This is a genomic window from Pantoea sp. B566 (assembly GCF_024793925.1).
GTDB classification, from domain to species: Bacteria; Pseudomonadota; Gammaproteobacteria; order Enterobacterales; family Enterobacteriaceae; genus Pantoea; species Pantoea ananatis.
The window spans coordinates 50,497-73,011 of the sequence record NZ_JANUQL010000003.1; the positions used below are offsets into that span (position 1 = coordinate 50,497).

Below are 22,515 nucleotides of genomic sequence, written 5' to 3' on the forward strand. Positions count from 1 at the left end.
ATTCTTTATCACCAGATACAAAAGGTCACATTGAAAATAGTAACCATGGAAATCAATTGACTTTATGGGTTTGAGTAGATTACCGTTAATTTCATTCGTACACGAACGTTATTTGCAAGGAAGTCAGATGAGAATTGTAATCGGTATGACGGGAGCAACAGGTGCCCCTTTAGGGGTGGCTCTGCTCAGCATTTTGCAGGAAATCAAAGAGGTTGAAACTCATCTGATTTTGAGCAAGTGGGCTAAAACCACAATTGAACTCGAAACGCCTTTTTCATCGCGTGAGGTGATGAGCATGGCTGATGTTGTGTATGGCCCGTCCGACCAGGCCGCTACTCTCTCGTCAGGTTCTTTTCACACCGATGGGATGGTCATTATTCCTTGCAGTATGAAAACCTTAGCGGGAATTCGCATGGGATACGCGGAAGGCCTTATTGGACGGGCTGCTGATGTCGTCATTAAAGAAGGCAGAAAACTTGTGCTGGTCCCCAGAGAGGCGCCTCTCAGCACCATTCACCTGGAAAATATGCTAGCCCTTTCCCGTCTTGGCGTATCCATGGTTCCGCCCATGCCCGCTTTTTATAACCACCCCGCAGTAATTGATGATGTGATCAATCATGTCGTTTCTCGTGTTCTCGACCAGTTTGGGATTGCCTCGCCAAAGGCAAATCGCTGGAAAGGCCTGAACAATTCTAAGAAATCCCTGAGTATGGAGAGTAAATAATGGCTTTTGATGACCTACGTAGCTTCCTTAAGGCTCTGGACGAGCAGGGGCAGCTTCTTGAGATTGATGAAGAGGTTTTACCCGAACCTGATATTGCCGCGGCCGCTAATGCTACAGGCCGAATTGGTGAAAGTGCACCGGCAATCTCATTCAAAAAAATAAAGGGGTTCAATCATGCTCATGTTGTGATGAACACTATTGGTTCCTGGCAAAACCATGCAATTTCACTGGGCCTCCCAATGAATACCCCAGTGAAACAGCAGATAGATGAATTCATTCGTCGCTGGGACACTTTTCCTGTGGCACCAGAGCGGCGCGACAATGCGCCCTGGTCAGAAAATACCGTTGATGGTGAAGAGATCAATCTCTTCGACATCCTTCCCCTGTTCCGCCTGAACGACGGCGACGGCGGTTTCTATCTTGATAAGGCCTGCGTAGTATCACGTGACCCGCTTGATCCAGAACATTTCGGTAAGCAAAACGTCGGCATTTACCGGATGGAGGTGAAAGGTAAACGTAAACTCGGGCTCCAGCCCGTGCCGATGCATGACATTGCACTTCATCTCCATAAGGCCGAAGAACGCGGCGACGATCTGCCAGTGGCTATTACGCTGGGCAATGACCCCATTATTACATTGATGGGCGCCACGCCGCTGAAATACGACCAGTCAGAATATGAGATGGCAGGTGCGCTGCGTGAAAGCCCGTACCCCATCGCCTCCGCGCCTCTGACCGGCTTTGATGTGCCGTGGGGATCGGAAGTCGTTCTTGAAGGCGTGATAGAAGGGCGCAAACGTGAGATTGAAGGACCGTTTGGCGAATTCACCGGCCATTATTCCGGCGGTCGCAATATGACCGTTGTACGGATTGATAAGGTCTCCTACCGCACTAAGCCAATATTCGAGTCATTGTATCTGGGAATGCCCTGGACCGAAATTGATTATCTGATAGGCCCGGCAACCTGTGTCCCTTTGTATCAACAGCTGAAAGCGGATTTCCCTGAGGTGCAGGCTGTAAATGCAATGTATACACACGGATTACTGGCCATTATTTCTACAAAGAAACGTTATGGTGGATTTGCCCGTGCTGTAGGCGTACGGGCGATGACAACCCCGCATGGTCTGGGCTACGTCAAGATGGTGATCATGGTCGATGAGGATGTCGATCCCTTTAACCTGCCTCAGGTGATGTGGGCGCTGTCTTCAAAGGTCAATCCGCAAGGCGATCTCGTTCAACTGCCAAACATGTCCGTACTGGAACTGGACCCGGGTTCCAGCCCTGCGGGAATCACGGATAAACTTGTGATCGATGCGACGACTCCCGTGGCACCGGATACCCGCGGCCACTACAGTCAGCCGGTAAAAGACCTGCCAGAAACTTCAATCTGGGTTGAGAAGTTAACGTCCCTGTTATCAAATCGCGGTTAAGGAGAAAGTATGATTTGTCCACGTTGTGCTGATGAACACATTGAAATCATGGCAACATCCCCAGTTGAGGGGATATGGACGGTGCATCAGTGTCAGCATTGCCTGTACACATGGCGCAATACAGAGCCAGCCCGAAGAACGGAGCGGGAACATTATCCTGAAGCCTTCCGGATGACTCAACGTGATATTGATAATGCGCCGGAAGTCCCGTCTGTCCCTCCTCTGTTAGCTAAGTAACTTACTTTTTGGCGGGTCCAGGCCAGGCCCGCTATGCATGATTTGCCACGTTAAAAAATCACATTGTTAACGTCCTGCCTTGAGATGCCAAATATCAAACCTAATCTGCCTTTTCTGGCGTCACAGGTTAAACATGCCCCGATCTCCTGGATTTTGCTTACTGAACAGCAGGTCTGTCATGAGAAAAATTTTCATGCTTCTCATTCATTCTTGATGAAAAGGGCTACAAAAATGACGCCCGCAATGCTACATCCACCCGCCAACAGGAAGACCATCGGATAACCGGCTGCAACCGCGATCAAACCTGCAAGGGGGCCACTAAGCCCATAGGCGATGTCCTGAAAAGCGGCATAGCCACCTAATGCCGTTCCTCTTGTTTGCGGAGGAGAATGACGCAAGGCGATAACACCTAGCGAGGGAAAGATTAAAGAGCATCCGGCACCAGTCATGCCTGCTCCAATCAAAGCGAGCATTTGTGTGGATGCTGTACCCAATGTCAGCAACCCCAGGCTTTCAGTTAAAAGCGAAAAAATTGCGACAGTTTTGCCGCCAAACCGGTCCGGGAAATGACTAAAAATGAGTCGTACAGCGATAAACATCGCGCCAAACGCTGTTAATGCCAGTCCCGCGTTCGCCCAGTGCTGCTGGTTAAAATGAAGGGAGACAAACGTACCGAGAACAGCAAAACCAATGCCCTGAAGTGCAAGAGCCAGCCCTGGACGCCAGATTTTGCCGACAACGGACCACAGAGGCAGGCGAACGCCATGTGAGGGGATGACAGCGGGAACGGCAGCATTCAGCGTAAAGGCAATAACAGGCAGCATGACGGTACAAAGGCCAATTGCCCAAAATCCATAATAGTGAAAGAGATAAAGGCCAAAAGGCGCGCCTGCTGCCAGAGCACCATATGTGGCTATCCCGTTCCATGACATGACTCGGCCCCCTTTTTTGTCGCCACTCAAACCCAGCCCCCATGCCAGGTTCCCTGTCAGGATCTGGCTTTCACTGATGCCCAACAGTATCCGGGCGGCAAAAAGGAAGAATAACGTCAGGAAAGGAAAGTGAGCGACCCTGTCCGCCACAAGCAGCATAAGGCCGGAAAGTGTGCTAACCGCCAACCCCATATGCATCACTTGCTTTGCGCCACGTTCATCTGCATTACGTCCCGCGATCCCGCGCGTCAGCAGCGTTGCGACAAACTGGCATCCCATGACTAATCCAACCAGGGTGTCGCTGTAACCAAGAATATTATGGACATAGAGAGGAACGACCGTCAGGGAGAGCCCAATGGTCATGTAGGCAAAAAACATGGCGAAACTGCTACGTAACACGTGCAAGGTTGACTGGCGATCGTTGAATACAGCCGTAGATAAACGCATTGGCATTCACCAGAAAAATGATTTTTTACTGAATGGCCCTGAATGTAGATCAGGGTCAAATACAGGCTTACGCGTGAGTCGCAGGGCGATCGCCAGCATGCCTGAGCGCAGCCCTTGAATCGCTGTGCCATAAGCGGCGTTGCCTGAAGAGCCACCTGAAGCGTTAGAGAATGTACTTATGTCTTCCAGACAAGCGCCAGTTAGCTGTCCGTCGGGATCTACAGCGATACGGCCAGGGTAAATGACATCTGATTTTTTTGGTCTCCTGACCATAACGGGATACCTTCGACTGTGTATAAAAGAGGGATAAGCCACGATGTTCAACATGAATGTTAGAGATTTAAAATTCCATTTTCAACATAAATGGATTTAAAATTTTACTGCTGCATGTAATTGAAATCACTCATTACCCGTCTGCGATTGCCTTTTTGTTGGTTTATATTAATTATAAATCATGCATATGTAATTTTTTTGATTGCAAAATAAATATTTCATGTAAAGGGAATTTACGGCTTAAATGTTCCTTTTTGAGATCGTCTTCCCAAAAATGAAATATGAATTTTAAATGTGTTGATGTTTCGATTGTTTGTTTCATAATCCTGTTAATCCATTACCTGCATGCCATTCCTTACCTGCGTTCGCTGGTGAACAACCTTGAAACTGGCAGGCGGATCGAATGGAAACCATCAGATTGACTATGGCCCAGGCGTGCGTTCGGTTCATTGATAATCAATACACTGAAGTAGATGGCAACGCGAAGACATTCGTTAAAGGCATTTTCGCTATTTTTGGGCAGGGATATGTGTTGGGTTCAGGTCGGGCGCCTGGAGGAGAGTGAGGGGGCATCGCTGTCTGTCAGTCACGAAAAGAGAGGAGATGGCATGTCGCTGGTGCCCAAGCCGGGTATCGCAAAAGAGAGCATTCGCGCTATTGCCGATATGCTGGCGAAAAGAAATGGCCAGGCCTGTCACTACTGATTTATTCAGAAGGAGAAAGGGATAATGAAAGTCGCTTTTGATGTTGACGTCATTAAGCATTTATCAATAACCGGCATGATTCGTCAGGTTTCTGAGTGGGGTTATAAATATATTGAACAATCCCCGCATCCGCGTATCAACCCGTTCTGTAAACATCCCCGAGCTTCCAGAGCGTTGATGAGCGAGTATAAACGTGCACTGAATCAGTACGGGGTGGAACTCCCTTCCTTCATCGCTAATCCACCAGATGTTAATGCCATAATTCACCAGCATAGGGGCATTGGCAAAGGTAAAGTGGATTTTTCGCGTATTACGTGAAATGAATTTTGCAAATCGAAAATTCGAAGTCGGCGGTGAATCCATTATTACCGCATCACTATTATGATATCCGGAAAAAATGAACTCACAGGCCGTCGAAACGCGCAGGATTATCGAAAGAGAACTTTTAGGTCAATCATAAAGATGACATCAGCGCCGGAGGGATTTTTTGTGTGCGGCGTATCCATGCCTGATTTTCTGGAGGCTACATATTAAGAATGACAGTTTAACATTGTTTGTCTTTTACGTTTCTATTTCATTATCTACGCAAATTCAAAACAGTCATTATATGACTTCACTCAGTCAAACTGTGTGAATTAAACGCAAAGGTAACCGTATGAGTACGAAAGAGAAGAAATATAATCTCGCCTATGTTATGGCGATCTGCACCGTGGCAGCATTGGGTGGCCTGTTACAAGGGTATGATACTTCCGTTATTTCAGGTGTTATTGAGCCTCTCAACAGACATTTTAGTTTAACGCCATCGCAGACCGGTTGGGCGGTATCAAGTATCGTTATCGGCTGCGTATTAGGCGCATGGCTCGCCGGTAAACTTGCCGATAATTATGGCAGAAAAAAAGCCCTGACTATAACAGTATTCTTTATGCTGGTTTCTGTAGCGGGCATGGCATTAGCCACCGACTTTACGATGTTTATTATCTTCCGTATTCTGGGCGGATTCGGCATTGGACTGGCATCGGTTGTGTCACCTATTTATATGACGGAAGTTGCACCAAGGGATTATCGCGGCCGCGTTGTCGCAATGAATATGGTCTTTTTCGTTGGTGGACAGGTTTTGGTGCTGATCGTTAATTATTTGATCGCCAAAGGAGCAGATGAAACCTGGCTGGTGACGGTTGGCTGGCGTTATATGCTTGGATTTGGTGTTATTCCTTGCTTCCTGTATTTAATGTTTATGGCTTTTATTCCGGAGTCTCCTCGCTGGAATATAATGAAAAATCGTGATGCCGAAGCGATGAAAACCTTGACTCGCATCTCCAACCCTACGCATGCTTCGAATTTATTTAATGAAATCAAAGCATCTTTTAATACTGATTCAGTAACGACATCTGTAAAAAATGTACCTTCGATAAAGGGGTTAACACGTAACGCGAAGATGTTCATCATCATTGCGTCAATGATTGCCGTATTCAACCAGTTCACCGGCATCAACGTTATTCAGTACTTTGGGCCAACCTTGTTGATGAATGTCACAAGCAGCATGGAAGAAGCCATGTTTATGGTCACCTGGCTAGCGGCGTTGCAGTTCCTGGGCGTGCTTGTCGGTATTGTCTTTGTTGATCGTGTCGGGCGCCGTATTTTACTGCTGATTGGCTCTTTCGGCACCTTCATCTGTCTGGCGCTTACCTTCCTGACTTTCTATTTTGGTATTAAAGGCTATGCCTCAATCATCGGCCTGTTAGGCTTCATGTTCATCTTTGGCTTAACATGGTCGCAAATCGCCTGGACCGTGGTGGGCGAAATTCTGCCTAACCGCCTTCGCGCAATGGGCATGGGGATCGCTTATGCCTCGATGTGGGTATCCAACTTTATCATTAGCCAGGTTTTCCCGATTATCAATGATAATCCATGGCTGCGTGAAAAATTCCACGGTGGATTCCCGCTGCTGCTGTTCTCAGTATCCTGCCTGATATCCTGGTGGTTCGTAAAACGCTACATTCCGGAAACAAAAGGTGTGGCACTCGAGAAAGTCGAAGAACTCATGAATGCCCGTATCAATAAAAATTCTGTATCCGTCACGACCAGTGATATAAAACATTAATATAGTAAGGACGTAATTATGACTATTCATATTGCTAATGCACCTTGCAGTTGGGGGGTTGATGATCCAAAAAATCCGTTTCTGCCGCCCTGGCAAAAAGTTCTCAGTGAGGCAAATCAGGCGGGTTATAAAAGTATTGAACTCGGACCGTGGACATATTTACCAACGGATCCGGTCAAACTGACGGAAGCCTTAAATAAGGCCTCGCTTTCAATCGTGGCGGGTACAATTTTTGATGATTTAGTCAGTGACAGTAATTTTGATAACATGATTGAGTTGACGCATAATCTGTGTCGAAATCTTTCTAAAATACCCACTGCGGTGAAAGATCACAGCTCTAATTATCCCGCGCCATATCTGGTGATTATTGATTTTGGTAATGCAGAACGCGCTCGTTATGCCGGACATTCAGATAAAGCACCTCGCCTGAGTGCTGATGACTGGCAGCGCATGGTCTCGCATATTAAAGAAATAAGTTCTCTGGCCTGGAATGAATACGGTGTTCGCCCGGTAATTCATCCGCATGCGGGGGGATGTATTGAGTTCTCAGATGAAATTATCAAAATTGCTGAGGATATACCGCATTCAGTTGCTGGGTTATGTCTGGATACAGGGCACCTTTATTATTCTGGCATGGACCCTGTAAGCTGGCTTGAGAGTTATTTCGATCGCCTTGATTATATTCATTTCAAAGATGTGAACGAAAGTGTCCATAAAGATGTACTCAAGCGTGGACTGGATTTCTTTGCCGCATGCGCAGAAGGCGTAATGTGCCCCATTGGCAAAGGGGCAATTGATTATCCCACAATTAAGAAACTCCTTAACGACTTGAATTATCAAGGCTGGATCACGATTGAGCAGGAACGCGATCCACGCCAGGCTGATGGCAGTCTACACGATGTGACCGAAAGTCTTAAGTGGCTAAAATCAGTCGGCTTCTAACCGGAGATAACATTATGATTAACGGACTAAAACCGCTTAACAGATCTGTTCGTTGGGGAATGGTTGGGGGAGGTGGCACAAGCCAGATTGGTTATATTCATCGTTCTGCAGCCTTAAGAGACAACGCATTCACTTTACTGGCAGGCGTATTAGATATTGATGCTGAACGAGGTAAAGCCTTTGGTGTTCAACTCGGTATTGCAGAAGATCGATGCTATCCCGATTATGCAACCCTGTTCCGGGAAGAGGCGAGTCGTGAAGATGGCATTGAAGCTGTCTCAATTGCCACCCCAAACAATACACACTTTGCTATATGCAAAGCTGCACTGGAAGCCGGTTTGCATGTGATTTGCGAAAAGCCGCTCTGTTTTACCGGCGAGGAAGCAAGCATTCTTGCGGCGTTATGCAGAACCCATACAAAAATCATTGGTGTCACATATGGATATGCAGGGCATCAATTAATTTTGCAGGCGCGGCAGATGATCGAGGAAGGGCTGCTCGGTGATATCCGTATCATTAACATGTCCTTCGCGCACGGTTTTCATGCAGAAGCAGTAGAACTGGATAATCCCTCCACCCGCTGGCGCGTGGACCCTAAATATGTCGGGCCAGGTTATGTTCTGGGCGATCTGGCTACCCATCCGCTGTTTCTGGCTGAAACGATGCTGCCTCAATTGAGCATCACACGGTTGCTGTGCTCGCGGCAGAGCTTTGTCAAATCCCGCGCACCGCTGGAAGATAACGCCTATGTGCTGATGGAATATGACAACGGTGCGGTGGGTTCTATGTGGTGCTCAGCGGTGAACTGCGGTTCTATGCATGGTCAGAAAATTCGTGTTGTGGGTTCGAAGGCAAGCCTGGAGTGGTGGGATGAGCAACCTAACCAGCTTCGCTATGAAATCCAGGGGGAGCCTGTTCGGATCCTTGAACGCGGAATGCCTTATCTCAGTTCGCAGGCTCTGGCTGACGATCGCATCGGGGGTGGACACCCGGAAGGATTGTTTGAAGCATGGTCTAATCTTTATCGCCGCTTTGCGATTGCAATGGATGCAACCGATCGTGGCGACGCGAAATTCCTGGAATCATTCTGGTATCCCGATGTGCACGCCGGTCAGATCGGTGTGAACTGGGTAGAGCACTGCGTCAAATCTGCTGATGCGGGCGGTGAATGGATTGATTTCAATATTAAATAATCATTAACGTACCTGGCCACTGTGGCAAGTGGCCAGGTAATGGGTGAGGGCTTAAAACCACCAGTATTCTTACCCTCTCATAACGCCACTCCCGCTTAGTAATCCCCACCTGTATCAGAGACAACAAGGCCTTAACGGTGATATCTGCCCTCATCAAACAAGCCCGGAAATGAGCTTTCGAGCGTTATAAAACATAAACACGGGCGAAATAACCCGCCGCACCCGATTTACTGTAGAAACAGACATCCAGATTTAGGTCTGTTATCCCTAAGCTCCCGCGCGATGTGGCTCAAATGAAATGACGAACAGATCGCTCAGACAACACTTTCCAAAAGGAAGCGACGCATCTGTTCCCCCCTGGCAAAGATTAAACCCTGTTGTCAGGCAGCTCAGCGAAAGGCCGGGAAATGCGCCAGGCTCTGAATTCCCCGGAGAGCGTTTCGACCAATGTGTTTCATCCGTTGATTGAACTCACAGCCGGAAGTGAACCGATCAATTGCTTTCTGTCTGAACACCGCGATAAGGGCGACTGAGTTGCGGTGTACAAATTTCAGAGGCTAAAAAGGGAACGCCTCAGTTGACTGAGAACGTCGCGTGGTCAGAAAAGTGTTTCTTTAATGGTGATTTCGTCCACCCGGAGGATTGAAGACATGTCGAAACCTTTCATATCTGATATGAACGCCTCGCTGCTCATGTATTTCTGATTGATAGCCTGTATATCTGCTCCCTCCTGATAGGTCACTGTTGCAATGACCTGGCAGTTTTCTCCCAGATAGACATCATTGACATAAATGTCAAAAGCAGAAAGAGAAACCCTGTGTCGGGGCCAGTGTTTGTGAAAATAAATTTCTGCTGACTGGCTGTCTTTGAGTGTATAAATCCTGACCTGTTTCATCTTGTCCATCCTGTTGTGAAGGTGTTCATCAAGGCGGAAAGTCAAAGCATACCCATTTTATTTCTGGAAAATTAACAAAAGACCACTTCTCGCTCTGAGCCGACGTTCATTCTTTTAAACTGGCGCAAACTTTCTCTATACCTGACGGACATCAAACGCAAACGCTTACCCGCACGCATCGCTAATAATAATCCCGGTAATCGCTGAAGCTATGGCCGCGTGAGTCGATAACGCATGCTCAGCTCATTTTTGGGGCTGAAGAGGGCTCATGCGTTCTGGTCATACCGGCGCAGCATTTGGCCCTCTTTTTTACAACACCAGTACGTGCATTCCTTTTAATTACAATGGAAATAACAATATGTCTGTCATTAAGACAATGACCAGAAGCTTAACCGGTTCCCGTTTTGCAGGGGCCGCTCGGCCCGCGGACGGGATCTTTCACTGTGAAAGCTTACCTGCATCGCTCTCTGCTGCAGGCCTTAGCAAACGTGCTGCGGGTATTTTGCTGACGTTTGTACCGCCAGAGGCAGATTTTCAGAAGGTCAGTCAGGCATGGCAACGTTTAACATCGGCGGATCTGACCGTCATTACGCTCTCCTCGAACGGGGCGCTCAGCGCCAGCGGCAAGCAGACAACTTACTGCAAGGGAGACGGACAAGAGGGCAGCTGGCTCTGGCTGCCTCGCAACCTGATAGCGGAGCATGAAACGCACATTGTCGATCTGCATCTTCACGACACGCACACGGCGACCGATCGCATCAGCGCCATTCAGCATGAATTGGCCGCACTGAAGCTGCGCATGCCGCTTTCTGCCGATCGCACCTTCGCTATGATTTACTGCGACGGACTGTCCGCATCAGAAGGCTTTCTGATGCAGGCCTGGTATAACACCGGGCGCTTTCCGTGCCTGGCGATTGGTGGCTCCGCAGGAGGACGTGCAACCTTTGACGGCACATGGATGGGTGTCGGCGGTCGTGTGCTGCAGGGCAAGGCCGTTATCGTGTTCTGCAAAATGGCAGCGGGTAAATCCTTCGCACCCTTCAAAAGCCAGAATTTCGAACCGCTGAATAAAAGCTGGCTGATTGCAGAGGCCGATCCGGTAAAGCGTACGTTGACGTCGGTGTTCAACGCGCAGGGACAGCAGCAGCCATTCACCCAGGCGCTGGCCGAACATCTTGGCTGCAACGAACAGCAGCTCAGCGAGCGGCTTAAAGGTCTGACATTTGCCGTCAAGGTAGGCGAAGCCTTCTTTATTCGTTCCGTGGCGAAAATGGACAGCCAGAGCGTGCAGTTTTTCTGCGACCTGGAATTTGGCGATCGGCTTTACTTAATGCGTGAAACCGATTTTAAACAGGCCACGCAGCGTGACTGGCAGGCCTTTACCCAACGCCACGGCAAACCGGCAGCGATTCTGATGAACGATTGCATACTGCGTCGCGTAGGGAATGCCGATAAGCTGCACGATGCGCATTTCTTTAAAGGGATCCCGGCCGCCGGCTTCTCCAGTTTTGGTGAGATTCTCGGCGTGCCGATCAACCAGACGCTCTCTGCGCTGGTGTTCTTTAATCACAGCGTCAATGCGATGGCGCAATTCCCGGTGGAATATGCCAGCTATGCGGCTCACTACGCTCAGCGCGCCCTGCGTCGCTGGGAGGCGCTGAACAGGGTGCAGTCCGGCGTGCTGGCGCGCGTGGTGAATTATCAGCAGGAGTTAGCGCCTATCGTCCAGGCACTGCCGGTGCTTGAGGCGGCAACCCAGAGCCAGAGTGAGGCGTTGACGATGGCCGAGAGCAGCATCCGCGCTATCAGCGATATCGCCAAAGAGAGCCAGCAGGCACAGGGCCGCTTAGGCGACGGGTTGGACGATCTGGAGGCGATCTCCAATGGCATCAACGTCATTACGCATGGCATCAGCAATATCGCGTTCCAGACCAATATTCTGGCGCTTAATGCGGCTGTTGAAGCCGCCCGTGCGGGTGAGGCGGGCAGGGGGTTTGCGGTTGTCGCCGGAGAAGTGCGTCGTCTGGCGCAATCCTCCAAAGAGCAGGCGGAAGCCACGGCAAGCAATATCAACGATGCGGTCAGCACGATTTCCCGCATTCGCAATGTGGCGACAAACACCGTGCAAACTGCCACGGACATGGCAGAGCGCAGTATCCACGCAGCCGATGCCATAGCGGCGATGAGCGACCGCACCCGCCATGAGCGGGCAGGTATGGCGAAACAGCTGGATAGCCTGCGCACCTTAACGGCGGGAATGGATGCCATGCAGGAAGCGGTGGCCGAGCTGAAAGTGCTGCAAACCCTTTCGGCTTCTCGTTAACGCACGCCTCAGCCGTTATCACCACGCTGCACCAGCGGCTGCGATTCAATAGCTTGATGAAAATGGCTCAGGGCTGAGCCGTTTTCAGGCTATTTCATCGTTGTGTTGCAGCTAAAAGCCCGGTCCGCAAAGCAGAGGCGATGCAGACCTGCCGCTTACTGAGGACGGTAACGTCAGTATCGGGCCCGACTACTGTTCAGACGCAAAGAGGGGGCGGTTGCGACGACCGGCCCGGGCATCACGGGCTGATCGCTCAGCATGGACAAAAATGCCTGAGACCAGCGATGACTACTGTGCAAATGCAATCCCTTCATCAGACGCGCGTGAAGATGACGCCGTTCCCTGACCGGCATCAGCAGTGCGCTATGAATGGCATCGGCCATCGCATCGGGATCGTAAGGATTGACGATTATCGCGCCGTCCATCTGCTCTGCTGCGCCTGCAAACTGCGACAGGATCAGCACGCCAGGGTTATCGGGATCCTGAAGTGCAACATACATCTTCGCCATCAGGCTCATGCCCGCCATCAGTGGGGTCACCAGCGCAACACGGGAAGCGCGATAGATTCCCGCCTGCTCTTCCCGACTGTAAGCATGCGTCAGACAGTTCACCGGATACCAGTTCATCATGCCGTGCACGCCGTTAAACTCGCCGCACAGGGTTTCTAAGGTGTGACTGATTTCCGGCGCGCGATGCGCATACCCGGCAGAGGGCGGAGCCAGCTGCAACAGGGTAATATTTTTTTGGTAAACAGCATGTTTGCGCAGCAGCACTTCCACGGCGCTGATTCGGTAAGGCAGTCCGGCACTGTCATCAAGATGGCCGCCACTCAGTACGGTATTTTCTGGCAAGTTTTCGCGGCACTGCATTTCCATGAAGGCACAGCTATTGCTGTCGCGCAGACAGCGGGCATCGTCAAGGTCAATCCCCACAGGAAAGACGCCGAGCCGGACAATACGGCCTTGTACCCGAAAGCTGTCGCCAGCCAAACGCTCTGTACGGAATTCACTTTCCAGCCAGACAATAAAGTTGTTCATGTCCTGTACCGTTTGAAAACCCATCACGTCACAGCACAGCAGGGATTCGGTGAGCCAGCGCCAGTCGGGAATGGCCTCAAACATCTTGCCCGATGGGAAAGGCTGATGCAGAAAAAAGCCCACTGGATTGGTCAAACCGGCTTCGCGAAGATAGCGGGCGCAACCCAGCAGATGATAATCCTGTATCCAGATTCTGTCCTCGGGCAGGGCGTGCTCACAAATAGCACGCGCATAAGCCTCATTAATATTTTTATATTCCCGATAGCCGTCAGCGGAAAAACGGGCCAGATCCGGGCGCTGGTGGAAAACAGGCCAGAGTCCTTTATGTACGTAATTGTGATAACCCTCATTCGCCTCGCCGGGTGTCAGGGGAAAGGTCAGGGTTTCATAGTGATCTTTCTGCTGAGATGACAGAGGTCTTGCCGTATCCGATGGCAGAACTGCGGTCTGGCCATCCCAGCTCACCCAGAGCCCACCTTGATGGGCGAGAATGCCTTCGTAAATCGCAGTAAGCGTGGAACGTTGAGAATGATTATGTGATACCAGGATAAGACCTGACATGGTGTTTTCCTTGTGAGACAGAGGTTCGTCAGTCGCATTGCTTAACGACCAACAGCCGGATAATTGAGGCCGAATGAGAAACTGAAGCAGGCTGCTCATCGTTATAGTCGCTTAATGTCTACGTGTGATATCGGAGCCTGCTGGGTAGTCAACGCCGTGATACTGAGGCGGCGTCACGTAAATACCCGGCAGTGAGGGATGACAGATGAAGCCGTTGTGTTGAAGAAACTCCGGGGCGGATTCACTCAGGGCGATAATACGATGGCAGCCGCAGGCACCTGGATGCGACAGACAGCAGCGCAATAGCCAGGATCCCAGACCGATAAAGCGATATTCTGGCGAAATAAACAGATCCTGGATTACCCAGGTTTCGGCCATATCGGTTATGACGCGTGCAAAGCCGATTTGTCGTGCATTGCGGTAGACGCCAAAACAGAGACTGCTGTTCAACGCCAGCGTCAGAAGGCGCGCATCGGGGATCGTCGCCCCCAGCCATTGAGCAATCAGCCGCGGGTTAAGCCTGGCCGGATCGGTGTTGACCTCAATTGCGTCTCTGAACCATTTACGGGGTGACATCAGCCGAAGACGTTGCTGCTCAGCCAGCTCGATTAAAGCGGCATCGCCACTGACAGGCAGAGAAAAGGGCGCATTAACGCATTTCATCAACGACTTCCTTATGCATGGGCCATGAGTACCCGGTGCCGTTGATTAAAACGCCCGGCGTGTAAAAGTGGCGTAAAAAAGAAATGGCGAGGTGTAAAAAGGGTGCAAAGGAAAAGCGGTGATATGGGCTGGCTGTACCCATTATCAGGTGTTAAGGGATCGGTCTTAAACATAGCGACTATGTCTGAAAGCTGGCTGTGTGCCTGAAATGTCTCCTGAGTCTTTTTAGCAAAGATTCATCCCTGCAGAATGGAGACGTGCATGCGTTAAATGACGTTACTGATAAACGGCTAAGACAGTATCTGGGTAAACACAGGTACAGGCTCCCACGTTTTAGCAACGATTATTGACGAATGTTCATTGGGTTGGGAAATGAAATGGCACAGGAAGCGTCACTGATTACGCTGAACGATTCATAAAGGGGTGATTTCTATGGTTGTCCACCAAGAATATTAATGTAAAGTAATTTTATTTATATTTTTGTAATTCCTTAAACGTATTCTCAATAAGAATCGATTGTTTCTTTTTATATCAGCATTCTCCCTCTATATTAGCCGCGTTTTAAGTACACAGTATCTCGTTTGGCGAGGCTCCTATACAAACACAGGTTACTGATCTGACGACATCGAGAGATGCCCAAGGTTAAGACAGGCTTTATCGGATTAAGGTTCAGCCCAAGGTAACTTCTGATTAATGAATCAGATACGTTGTATAGTGCTAAAACCTGGACGCGGAGATAGCCTACGTTCACTCCCTCTTTGGTTACGCCCCTGTACGATTCGCTGATGACGTTTTAGCCGATATAGGGACACTTCAATGCAAAAAATACAGCATCTTTCTACCGGTTCGCGCCTCAATGCTGACGGCGTAAATGACGCCTCCGTTGCGCAGTATATGAACCCGAATTTTATTACGCTCCCCTACACACTGACGGTAAAAGAAGCAAAGCTTTATTTTCTGTCGCAGTTAAAAACAAATGAGATCCCTTCGTTAGTCTTTATTACCGCACGCGATTACCATTTACGCGGCACGCTTGCGGTTAAAACATTATTGCAATGCCATGATGAAGATAAACCGGTTGGTGTCATGATGCGTCATGCTTTCACGAAAGTGACGCCGGATGACAGTCGCGGTGATATTGCTCATATTCTGATGGAGGAGAATATCGATATCCTGCCCGTCGTCGCCAACCATACGCTGGTTGGTGTGCTGGGTGAACGGGAGATTGCACGCCTGATTGCGGATGAGAACACCGCAGATGCACAGCGTCAGGGCGCCAGTCTGCCGCTGGACAAACCTTATCTTGAAACCAGTCCTTGGGCGCTCTGGCGAAAAAGAGCCGTCTGGTTGCTGATGCTCTTTGTGGCTGAGGCCTATACGGGCAATGTCCTGAAAGCCTTCGAAGATCAGCTGGAGGCGGCAATTGCGCTCGCCTTTTTTATTCCTCTGTTGATTGGCACCGGCGGCAATAGCGGTACACAGATCACCTCTACCCTGGTGCGGGCCATGGCGTTAGGGGAGGTTAGTCTGGCAAGGCTTGGTGCAGTGCTACGCAAAGAAATCTCCACGTCCCTGCTGATCGCGGCCACTATCGGCCTTGCGGCATGGATACGGGCATGGATGATGGGCGTTGGCGCAGAGGTCACGCTGGTTGTCAGTTTGTCGCTGGTGGCCATTACTGTGTGGAGCGCGATTGTGTCGTCAATCATACCGATGTTACTGAAAAAGTTAGGTGTTGATCCGGCGGTGGTTTCTGCGCCCTTTATTGCCACTTTTATTGACGGCACAGGGCTCATCATTTATTTCAAAATCGCGCAGTATGTGATGGGAATTTGATTCGGGCTCTGCCTCAATAAATGGGGCTGACGCGCCATCGGGTGAGTCTGATGGCGCGAAAATGCAGCTGATCATTACTGGCTTGTTACCCTATCTGTCTGACAGACATTAACCCTCAGGAGTACAACGTTGAAAAAACACCTGCAGTATGATTTTCACCACTTAGGGATTCCAGTCAGTGATGGCCTGCAAGACGGCAGTTACAGTCAACGTGCCGGCATGTACACCGCCGATAACCCAGGCCAGTTCCGGGTGCAGTGGCACCGTTTTGAAGCCGATTCACCTTTGCATCATCTGATCCGCACTGTGCCACATGTGGCATTTAAGGTGGCCGATCTCCTGGAGGCCATTCGCGATGAGGAGGTTATACTTGGGCCCTATGAGCCGATCGACGGTTTTTTTGTTGCGATGATCAACGATGCTGGCGTGCCGATTGAACTCATCCAGACTGAACTTACGGATGATGAAGTGTGGCGGAAGGCGAGGTCGGGCGAGGGACGTCTTTATCAGGCTGAGTAATGCCAGATGGTTGTTGCGAATGCGAAGAAACAGTCGTATTCGTTAAGCGTAGTAGGATAGCAGCATGGCGAATACCACTTCTACCCTCACTTATTGGAGCAACCGTATTGAACTATGCACCTTAAAAATTCCTTTCAGGATTTCTATAAATGCTTACTTATAACTTGCTATGGTCGCTATGATTTCGGTGTTTCTCTTGTGAGGATGTAGATCGTGTGGAGGAAGTTACTTACGCTTTCTCTTTATGAAGCGTTTGTAAAATCAATTTGAGATAATATGAAAAATCCACGCAGTTGCGTGGATTTTAGAGGATTTTGAGAGTTCATGATATTTTCTGACATCTCAAAGACAACACATTTTATTTAGACGTTGAACCGTGACTTATGTTTTATTTTATTGATATTTATTGGTTTATTTAACGTCATATCTTTCATGCACTCATGCTTGTGCTCATTTTGAAGTTGGCTCGCTTTCGTAATGCGAAGGTCGTAGGTTCGACTCCTATTATCGGCACCATCCTACTTATTTTAACGTCTCCCAAAGTCTACTCAAACACCCTTTAAACCCTTATAATACGCGGTTTTACGGCCCTTATTGTCTCTGCTCGTATACTCGCGTTCACAGAAATCTACGGTGAGTTGGGGGCATCGGTGGGGGCATATCGTGTTCGGTCTAAAGGAGATGCCCCCAAATGCAGCTCAATGCCAGACAGGTAGAGACTGCCAAGCCCAAAGATAAACCCTACAAGTTAGCGGACGGTGGGGGCATGTATCTGGAGGTGTTCCCGAACGGCACTAAAAGCTGGCGCATGAAATACCGGATCGCAGGTAAAGAAAAATGTGTGGTGTTTGGTGTCTACCCGACCATTACCTTAGCCGATGCCAGAAGTAAAAGAGATGATGCTAAAAAGCTGCTGGTTAATGGCGTTGATCCGAGTGCGTTTAAGCAAGAAAGCAAACAAGCCCACATCGAAGAAGTCAAAAACACCTTTCAGCAAATTGCGCTCGAATGGCACAACATGAAAGTGAAGAAATGGTCGGCAGGGTATGCCTCTGACATTCTTGAAGCCTTCAACAAAGACGTCTTCCCGTTCATTGGTCAACGTCCTGTTGCAGACATCAAGCCGTTGGAACTACTGAACGTGCTGAAAAAGATGGAAGACCGAGGAGCAACCGAAAAAGCCAAGAAAGTGCGTCAACGCTGCGGCGAAGTGTTTCGCTATGCCATCGTGACAGGCAGAGCCGAGTATAATCCCGCGCCTGATCTCACCAGTGCTATGCAGGGGCATGAATCTACACATTACCCGTTCCTGACCACTGAAGAGCTTCCTGCTTTCTTTAAAGCCCTTGCTGGCTACTCTGGTAGTGAACTGATGGTGCTGGCAGCAAGATTGCTGATCATTACTGGCCTGAGAACAGGTGAATTGCGCGGTGCGTTATGGTCAGAAATCGATACCAAGAAAGCGCTATGGGAAATTTCTGCTGAACGCATGAAAATGCGCCGCCCTCATATCATCCCGCTATCTACCCAAGCGTTAGCCATTATCGAACAGATCAGAGCAATGACGGGGCAATTTCCTTTACTGTTTCCGGGACGCAATGACCCAAGTAAGACCATGAGCGAAGCCAGTATCAATCAGGTATTTAAGCGAATTGGCTATACAGGCCGGGTTACAGGTCACGGCTTCCGTCATACCATGAGCACCGTTCTTCATGAACAGGGCTATAACACCGCATGGATTGAAACCCAACTGGCGCATGTGGATAAGAATGCTATCCGTGGCACCTACAACCATGCGCAATACCTAGATGGTAGACGTGAGATGCTGCAATGGTATGCTGACTACATGGCAAGCCTTGAGAAAGGCGGCAATGTGGTGCAGGGAGCGTTTAATCGGCGTGAGTAAGGATAACTGCTGATGAAAGAAGGGCTATGTCTTAACGGGCATAGCCCTTTTTCTTGGCTAAAGCAGATAAGAATTAAGTCAGAATTTAAACTGACATTTATTAACTAATTGATTAATATGAAAATTATAAAATACTTTAAAACAGCAAAATAAATAGCACTTTTTGCTAAATCACTCTACACCCCGCCCAGTGACAGCTCTCCCACCATTTCATACTGATTTGTATAAAAAACGATCAATTCAGGTTCAATTCTGATTTTCCGAGGGTTGAACGTCATAAGCGATCTGCAGATACTACATTCATCAAAACAACAACGGAGAAATATATGACAACAAGAAGACTTATTCGCCTGCCGGAAGTGATGAATAAAACAGGATATAGTAAAGCATGGATTTATCGACTTATTAGCAAGGGCGTATTCCCCGAACCGATAAAGATCGGAATAAGAGCCAGAGCTTTTGTTGAAAGTGAAATCGATGAATGGATTGAAAATATTATTCAGTTTTCACGTAAACATGCTGATTAATGGAAAATACACTATTAATACGATGAGGAGGTTCTATGTAAAATGTTAAACGCTGTGTTTTTTACAATACTATAAAATAAAAACTAAAATATTTTATGCATTAATAATGCAGGGTATTTTACACTTTAAACAAAGAAAAGGAAAAATATATGAATAAGAAAAATAATGGTTTTGATAGGATCGCTACTGAGATGTTTCTACTATCAGCGATGAAAGAGTATTACCGTATTTATTGGGATATAGTCAAAAAAGGGCCCAAAGAGGCATTTAATTTACTTACTGATAATCATCATATGGAAACAGTCTATGACCAAGTAATAGAACGAGCTAAAAAGGGTGTAGCAAAAAATAAGCGCTATCTTATCGATTTCGAAGGGGTGAGAATGGAGGTAATGACATTGCATACCAAAGCCTTAGTGTTAGCCTATATGTAAATCTATTTGGCCCCTTCTTGGGTCTGAAAATAAACTAAATATTAAATAATCATATAAAAGTGAGAGTTAATCATGTCTAAAGATAATAAAGTTAAAAACAAATCTACAAAACTGTTCCTTGATCTTGCTAAAAGATCGTTTGAGGCAAGTTGGAGCAGTTTACAAAATGATCACGATGGGGATATAAGAGAGTATATTAGTGATCATGATTTTATGAGTGCAACTATCATGTGCGTGATAATGCATATTAAAAATAACTTTGAGAGTTTAACACAGAAAGAAGGAAATAATGGAAATATTGACGAAGTTGATCTTAAGGTTATTTCTAATCTGTTGGTAAGGCATTCGTATTTATTTGTTCATAAATCTTTGTAGTTTCCTTTGAAGATATATTTACCCCGTAAGGGGCAGATAAAAACACTTACGACAATAGGAGAAAACTGATGATTGATGAGTTCCACGTTATGTTTATGTATAAAAAAATCCAAGCTGAAGCCGCCACTACAGATATGAAAACACTGAATCAACTATTGAAGAAGTTTCGAAAAGTGGTAGAGGAGCGGCGTGATGAGTATTATCAGGAGATTGGTGAGAAAAAGGCGCGTAAACTGAGGATAAAGAGGATTCTCACGTTGATGGGGAAGGATAGAATTTCACCAGAGGAACTATGCTCTGTTGGCTCAGATTTGATCTAAAACTTCTGTAGCTCAGGGCAATACCAAATCTGACAGACAGCTTTATGCCAGAGGCGAATGCTAAACCATCAAAAGAGATAGTAAAGCGGAAGTAGCTCAAAACGACGTGCCTTGCGCCTCTGTTGATTCATCCAGTTATTTTCTTGTTTTCACCCCTCAAATGAGGTATAAAAAAGAGAAAATGAAGATGGAGCCTTTACCGATGTACTCGCATAATCTCGCAAAAACCGTTGTATTGGCTGATCCGAATGATGTCGAATCTTACCTGCAGCCGATGAACCTTAGCCAAAGCGATCTTGCGCTTATCCTTGAGCGTGGCTTGTCTGGTCGCTATTCGACGACACAAAACCACCCCGCAACTTCTCGGGGGCAGTATTTCTACGGTGAAGGTGTAAGTGCAGCCCGTGAAATTCTAGCATCCAAAGGATATTCGCGATTGTCTTTGCGAAACGTAGAGTTGACTGTCAGCGATAAGGTGGCAATTTACCTTTGCCGTGGTTGCAGCCAGACTGGCTTTGTTCATGGCTATCCTGAGTCACGTATGAAGAAGGGAGACTTTACTCGCGAGCTTATGGGGTTAATCCATAATAACAACCCGGGTCAGGGGGAGTTAACGCTGGGCGATAGTCAGATCAAGCTAGATTTAGACCTGCCGGAAGGCGATATTATTCCCCTACTTCCTAATAAAATCGGAAGGGACTTATGGTTTTTACTTTACGAGTTATATGATCTGGATGAGTTCGATCGGAAAGGCATTCGTGCAGAGCTATCTCGACCTGTTTCTTACAATAACAAGAATGTTGTTAACAGCTTCTCTACTCGTTTGATTCTTGATATCCATCAACCGGATCCAATTGTTCGGAAAGGTGATGCTCCTCAGTTTACACCTGACATCGATCTCGACATTTTGAAAACAGGCTAAATATGCAACATGTTTAATTCAGAGCGTTTATGTATAGCAAGAGAACGAAGAGGCCTGACTCAAAGAGCACTAGCTGAAGCGGCTGGGTTAACCAGCAAGACAATTTCTAACTATGAAAAAGCCGGTATCTTTGATGCGATCGCAAGCGATAGCATGGAGAGAATCTCTGCTGTCTTAGAATATCCCATCGAGTTTTTCCTCGATCGGGATGTTCCTTCGTTAACACCCGAGGCAGTCAGTTTTCGCGCAATGACAAAATTAAGTGCGCAAAAACGTGATTCAGCTCTTGGGGCTGGGAAGTTGGCACAGGAATTATCGGCATGGATTGACGGGCAATTCAAGCTACCAAAACCTAACGTTCCTGACAGTAGCTTCGATGGCTATTCAGAGCCTGAACGTGCCGCCAGAACGGTTAGGGAAGCTTGGGGGATAGGTGAACTATCGATATCCAACATAGTTCACTTGCTTGAAGCCAATGGTATTAGGGTTTTTTCACTTGCTGAAAATTGCGTTGAGGTGGATGCTTTTTCTTTTTGGATGGACGAAAAACCTTTTGTTCTGCTGAACACAATGAAAACTCCAGAACGAAGTCGTTTTGACGCGGCTCATGAGCTTGGTCATTTAGTTCTTCATAAGCATTCATGTAACAATGGGCGTCAGGCGGAACAGGATGCAGATCGTTTTGCATCGGCATTCTTGATGCCTGAACGTAGTATCTTAGCCTCGGTTCCAAGGATGCCAAGACTGGAACAGCTCATTTTGCTAAAGAAGAACTGGAAAGTTTCATTAGCTGCACTAGTGCGACGTACGTTTGATGTTGGGTTATCGACAGAGTGGCATTATCGCCAACTCTCAATAGAGCTTAACCGTCGTGGTTACCGTACGGGAGAACCTCAAGGTATGCCGGAACGTGAGAAGTCATTGATTTTGGAAAAGGTCTTTTCAGCATTGCGCACTCAAGGGATAAAGCGCACCGAGATCCTCGGGCAACTTAGGTTCCCTGCTGATGAAGTAAGTGCCCTGACGTTTAACAACCGCTTCTTCATGGAAGCTATTACAGGCGACGGTTCTCAATCGAATATTGAGCGTAAGCAACCTCCCCAGTTAAGCCTTGTCAAATAGGATTATCTGTTACGAACGGCGGTTGATTCCGCCGTATTTATAGTTATCTCCACAAGCCCTGTATACTGTTCCTTCCAAATAAATTTTAATACATT

20 protein-coding genes, 2 pseudogenes and 1 riboswitch are annotated in these 22,515 nt (G+C 47.9%); of the genes and pseudogenes, 17 read left to right on the plus strand and 5 right to left on the minus strand.

The window, feature by feature from the left end:
• Nucleotides 1-127: 127 nt before the first annotated feature.
• From NYE92_RS01955 to NYE92_RS01965, 3 genes are read left to right on the plus strand one after another with little or no spacing between them, the layout of a single operon-like run.
• Entirely contained in the window at nucleotides 128-724 is a 597-nt protein-coding gene (locus NYE92_RS01955; RefSeq protein ID WP_029568693.1) for a non-oxidative hydroxyarylic acid decarboxylases subunit B, read from the plus strand.
• Nucleotides 724-2,151 carry a non-oxidative hydroxyarylic acid decarboxylases subunit C gene (locus tag NYE92_RS01960; RefSeq protein WP_259018446.1) on the plus strand — a complete coding sequence of 476 codons (1,428 nt, stop codon included), beginning with the start codon at nucleotides 724-726 and terminating at the stop codon, nucleotides 2,149-2,151. The genes NYE92_RS01955 and NYE92_RS01960 overlap by 1 nt, the downstream gene beginning before the upstream one ends.
• Nucleotides 2,152-2,160: 9 nt before the next feature.
• A complete protein-coding gene (locus NYE92_RS01965) occupies nucleotides 2,161-2,388 on the plus strand; it encodes a non-oxidative hydroxyarylic acid decarboxylases subunit D (protein ID WP_013025504.1) in 228 nt (75 codons plus the stop codon).
• 200 nt (nucleotides 2,389-2,588) lie between these two features.
• Here the strand turns inward: NYE92_RS01965 and NYE92_RS01970 are convergent, their stop codons facing one another.
• Entirely contained in the window at nucleotides 2,589-3,767 is a 1,179-nt protein-coding gene (locus tag NYE92_RS01970) for an MFS transporter (RefSeq protein WP_029568695.1), read from the minus strand.
• Nucleotides 3,768-3,857: 90 nt separating this feature from the next.
• Nucleotides 3,858-4,040: pseudogene (locus NYE92_RS01975) on the minus strand (hypothetical protein); the annotation flags it as partial.
• A 728-nt stretch (nucleotides 4,041-4,768) separates the two neighbouring features.
• On the opposite strand from NYE92_RS01975, the pseudogene NYE92_RS01980 reads away from it, so the two are divergent.
• The 4 genes and pseudogenes from NYE92_RS01980 to NYE92_RS01995 all read left to right on the plus strand — a co-directional run bounded on the left by NYE92_RS01980 (nucleotide 4,769) and on the right by NYE92_RS01995 (nucleotide 8,980).
• Nucleotides 4,769-5,204, plus strand: a pseudogene (locus NYE92_RS01980) (hypothetical protein).
• Between the two features lie 195 nt (nucleotides 5,205-5,399).
• The gene (locus NYE92_RS01985) at nucleotides 5,400-6,845 is read left to right on the plus strand and encodes a sugar porter family MFS transporter (protein ID WP_014593545.1); all 1,446 of its coding nucleotides are present in this window, start codon (nucleotides 5,400-5,402) and stop codon (nucleotides 6,843-6,845) included.
• A gap of 18 nt (nucleotides 6,846-6,863) precedes the next feature.
• Nucleotides 6,864-7,787, plus strand: a complete 924-nt coding sequence (locus NYE92_RS01990) for a sugar phosphate isomerase/epimerase (protein WP_029568697.1) — start codon at nucleotides 6,864-6,866, stop codon at nucleotides 7,785-7,787.
• 14 nt (nucleotides 7,788-7,801) lie between these two features.
• Entirely contained in the window at nucleotides 7,802-8,980 is a 1,179-nt protein-coding gene (locus NYE92_RS01995; protein ID WP_024471205.1) for a Gfo/Idh/MocA family protein, read from the plus strand.
• Nucleotides 8,981-9,578: 598 nt separating this feature from the next.
• On the opposite strand, the gene NYE92_RS02000 is transcribed toward NYE92_RS01995, so the two are convergent.
• Nucleotides 9,579-9,875, minus strand: coding sequence for a hypothetical protein (locus NYE92_RS02000; RefSeq protein WP_029568698.1), 297 nt, complete (start codon nucleotides 9,873-9,875; stop codon nucleotides 9,579-9,581).
• Between the two features lie 358 nt (nucleotides 9,876-10,233).
• Here NYE92_RS02000 and NYE92_RS02005 point away from each other — a divergent pair, with 358 nt between their 5' ends.
• A complete protein-coding gene (locus tag NYE92_RS02005) occupies nucleotides 10,234-12,198 on the plus strand; it encodes a methyl-accepting chemotaxis protein (RefSeq protein ID WP_033770758.1) in 1,965 nt (654 codons plus the stop codon).
• Between the two features lie 173 nt (nucleotides 12,199-12,371).
• Here NYE92_RS02005 and NYE92_RS02010 read toward each other — a convergent pair whose 3' ends face one another.
• Together NYE92_RS02010 and NYE92_RS02015 are read right to left on the minus strand one after the other, a co-directional pair.
• Complete coding sequence (locus NYE92_RS02010; RefSeq protein ID WP_259018447.1) at nucleotides 12,372-13,796, minus strand: trehalose-6-phosphate synthase; 1,425 nt, start codon at nucleotides 13,794-13,796, stop codon at nucleotides 12,372-12,374.
• Nucleotides 13,797-13,907: 111 nt separating this feature from the next.
• Nucleotides 13,908-14,459 carry a GNAT family N-acetyltransferase gene (locus NYE92_RS02015; RefSeq protein ID WP_024472141.1) on the minus strand — a complete coding sequence of 184 codons (552 nt, stop codon included), beginning with the start codon at nucleotides 14,457-14,459 and terminating at the stop codon, nucleotides 13,908-13,910.
• A gap of 569 nt (nucleotides 14,460-15,028) precedes the next feature.
• A riboswitch (M-box (ykoK) riboswitch) is annotated at nucleotides 15,029-15,202 on the plus strand.
• Nucleotides 15,203-15,275: 73 nt separating this feature from the next.
• Between NYE92_RS02015 and NYE92_RS02020 the strand changes: the two genes are divergently transcribed.
• The 9 genes from NYE92_RS02020 to NYE92_RS02060 all read left to right on the plus strand — a co-directional run bounded on the left by NYE92_RS02020 (nucleotide 15,276) and on the right by NYE92_RS02060 (nucleotide 22,420).
• Entirely contained in the window at nucleotides 15,276-16,295 is a 1,020-nt protein-coding gene (locus NYE92_RS02020) for a magnesium transporter (RefSeq protein ID WP_014606023.1), read from the plus strand.
• A gap of 129 nt (nucleotides 16,296-16,424) precedes the next feature.
• Nucleotides 16,425-16,814 carry a hypothetical protein gene (locus tag NYE92_RS02025; RefSeq protein WP_014606022.1) on the plus strand — a complete coding sequence of 130 codons (390 nt, stop codon included), beginning with the start codon at nucleotides 16,425-16,427 and terminating at the stop codon, nucleotides 16,812-16,814.
• A 691-nt stretch (nucleotides 16,815-17,505) separates the two neighbouring features.
• Nucleotides 17,506-18,720, plus strand: coding sequence for a phage integrase central domain-containing protein (locus NYE92_RS02030; RefSeq protein ID WP_014606021.1), 1,215 nt, complete (start codon nucleotides 17,506-17,508; stop codon nucleotides 18,718-18,720).
• A gap of 326 nt (nucleotides 18,721-19,046) precedes the next feature.
• Nucleotides 19,047-19,247: an AlpA family transcriptional regulator gene (locus NYE92_RS02035; protein WP_014606020.1), complete on the plus strand. Its 201-nt coding sequence runs from the start codon at nucleotides 19,047-19,049 to the stop codon at nucleotides 19,245-19,247.
• 149 nt (nucleotides 19,248-19,396) lie between these two features.
• Nucleotides 19,397-19,681: a hypothetical protein gene (locus NYE92_RS02040; RefSeq protein ID WP_019105355.1), complete on the plus strand. Its 285-nt coding sequence runs from the start codon at nucleotides 19,397-19,399 to the stop codon at nucleotides 19,679-19,681.
• 72 nt (nucleotides 19,682-19,753) lie between these two features.
• The gene (locus tag NYE92_RS02045; RefSeq protein WP_014606019.1) at nucleotides 19,754-20,056 is read left to right on the plus strand and encodes a hypothetical protein; all 303 of its coding nucleotides are present in this window, start codon (nucleotides 19,754-19,756) and stop codon (nucleotides 20,054-20,056) included.
• Between the two features lie 68 nt (nucleotides 20,057-20,124).
• Nucleotides 20,125-20,376: a DNA-binding protein gene (locus NYE92_RS02050; RefSeq protein WP_014606018.1), complete on the plus strand. Its 252-nt coding sequence runs from the start codon at nucleotides 20,125-20,127 to the stop codon at nucleotides 20,374-20,376.
• A 187-nt stretch (nucleotides 20,377-20,563) separates the two neighbouring features.
• Nucleotides 20,564-21,298: a hypothetical protein gene (locus NYE92_RS02055; RefSeq protein WP_019105354.1), complete on the plus strand. Its 735-nt coding sequence runs from the start codon at nucleotides 20,564-20,566 to the stop codon at nucleotides 21,296-21,298.
• Nucleotides 21,299-21,307: 9 nt separating this feature from the next.
• Complete coding sequence (locus tag NYE92_RS02060; RefSeq protein ID WP_014606016.1) at nucleotides 21,308-22,420, plus strand: ImmA/IrrE family metallo-endopeptidase; 1,113 nt, start codon at nucleotides 21,308-21,310, stop codon at nucleotides 22,418-22,420.
• The last annotated feature ends 95 nt before the right edge of the window (nucleotides 22,421-22,515 follow it).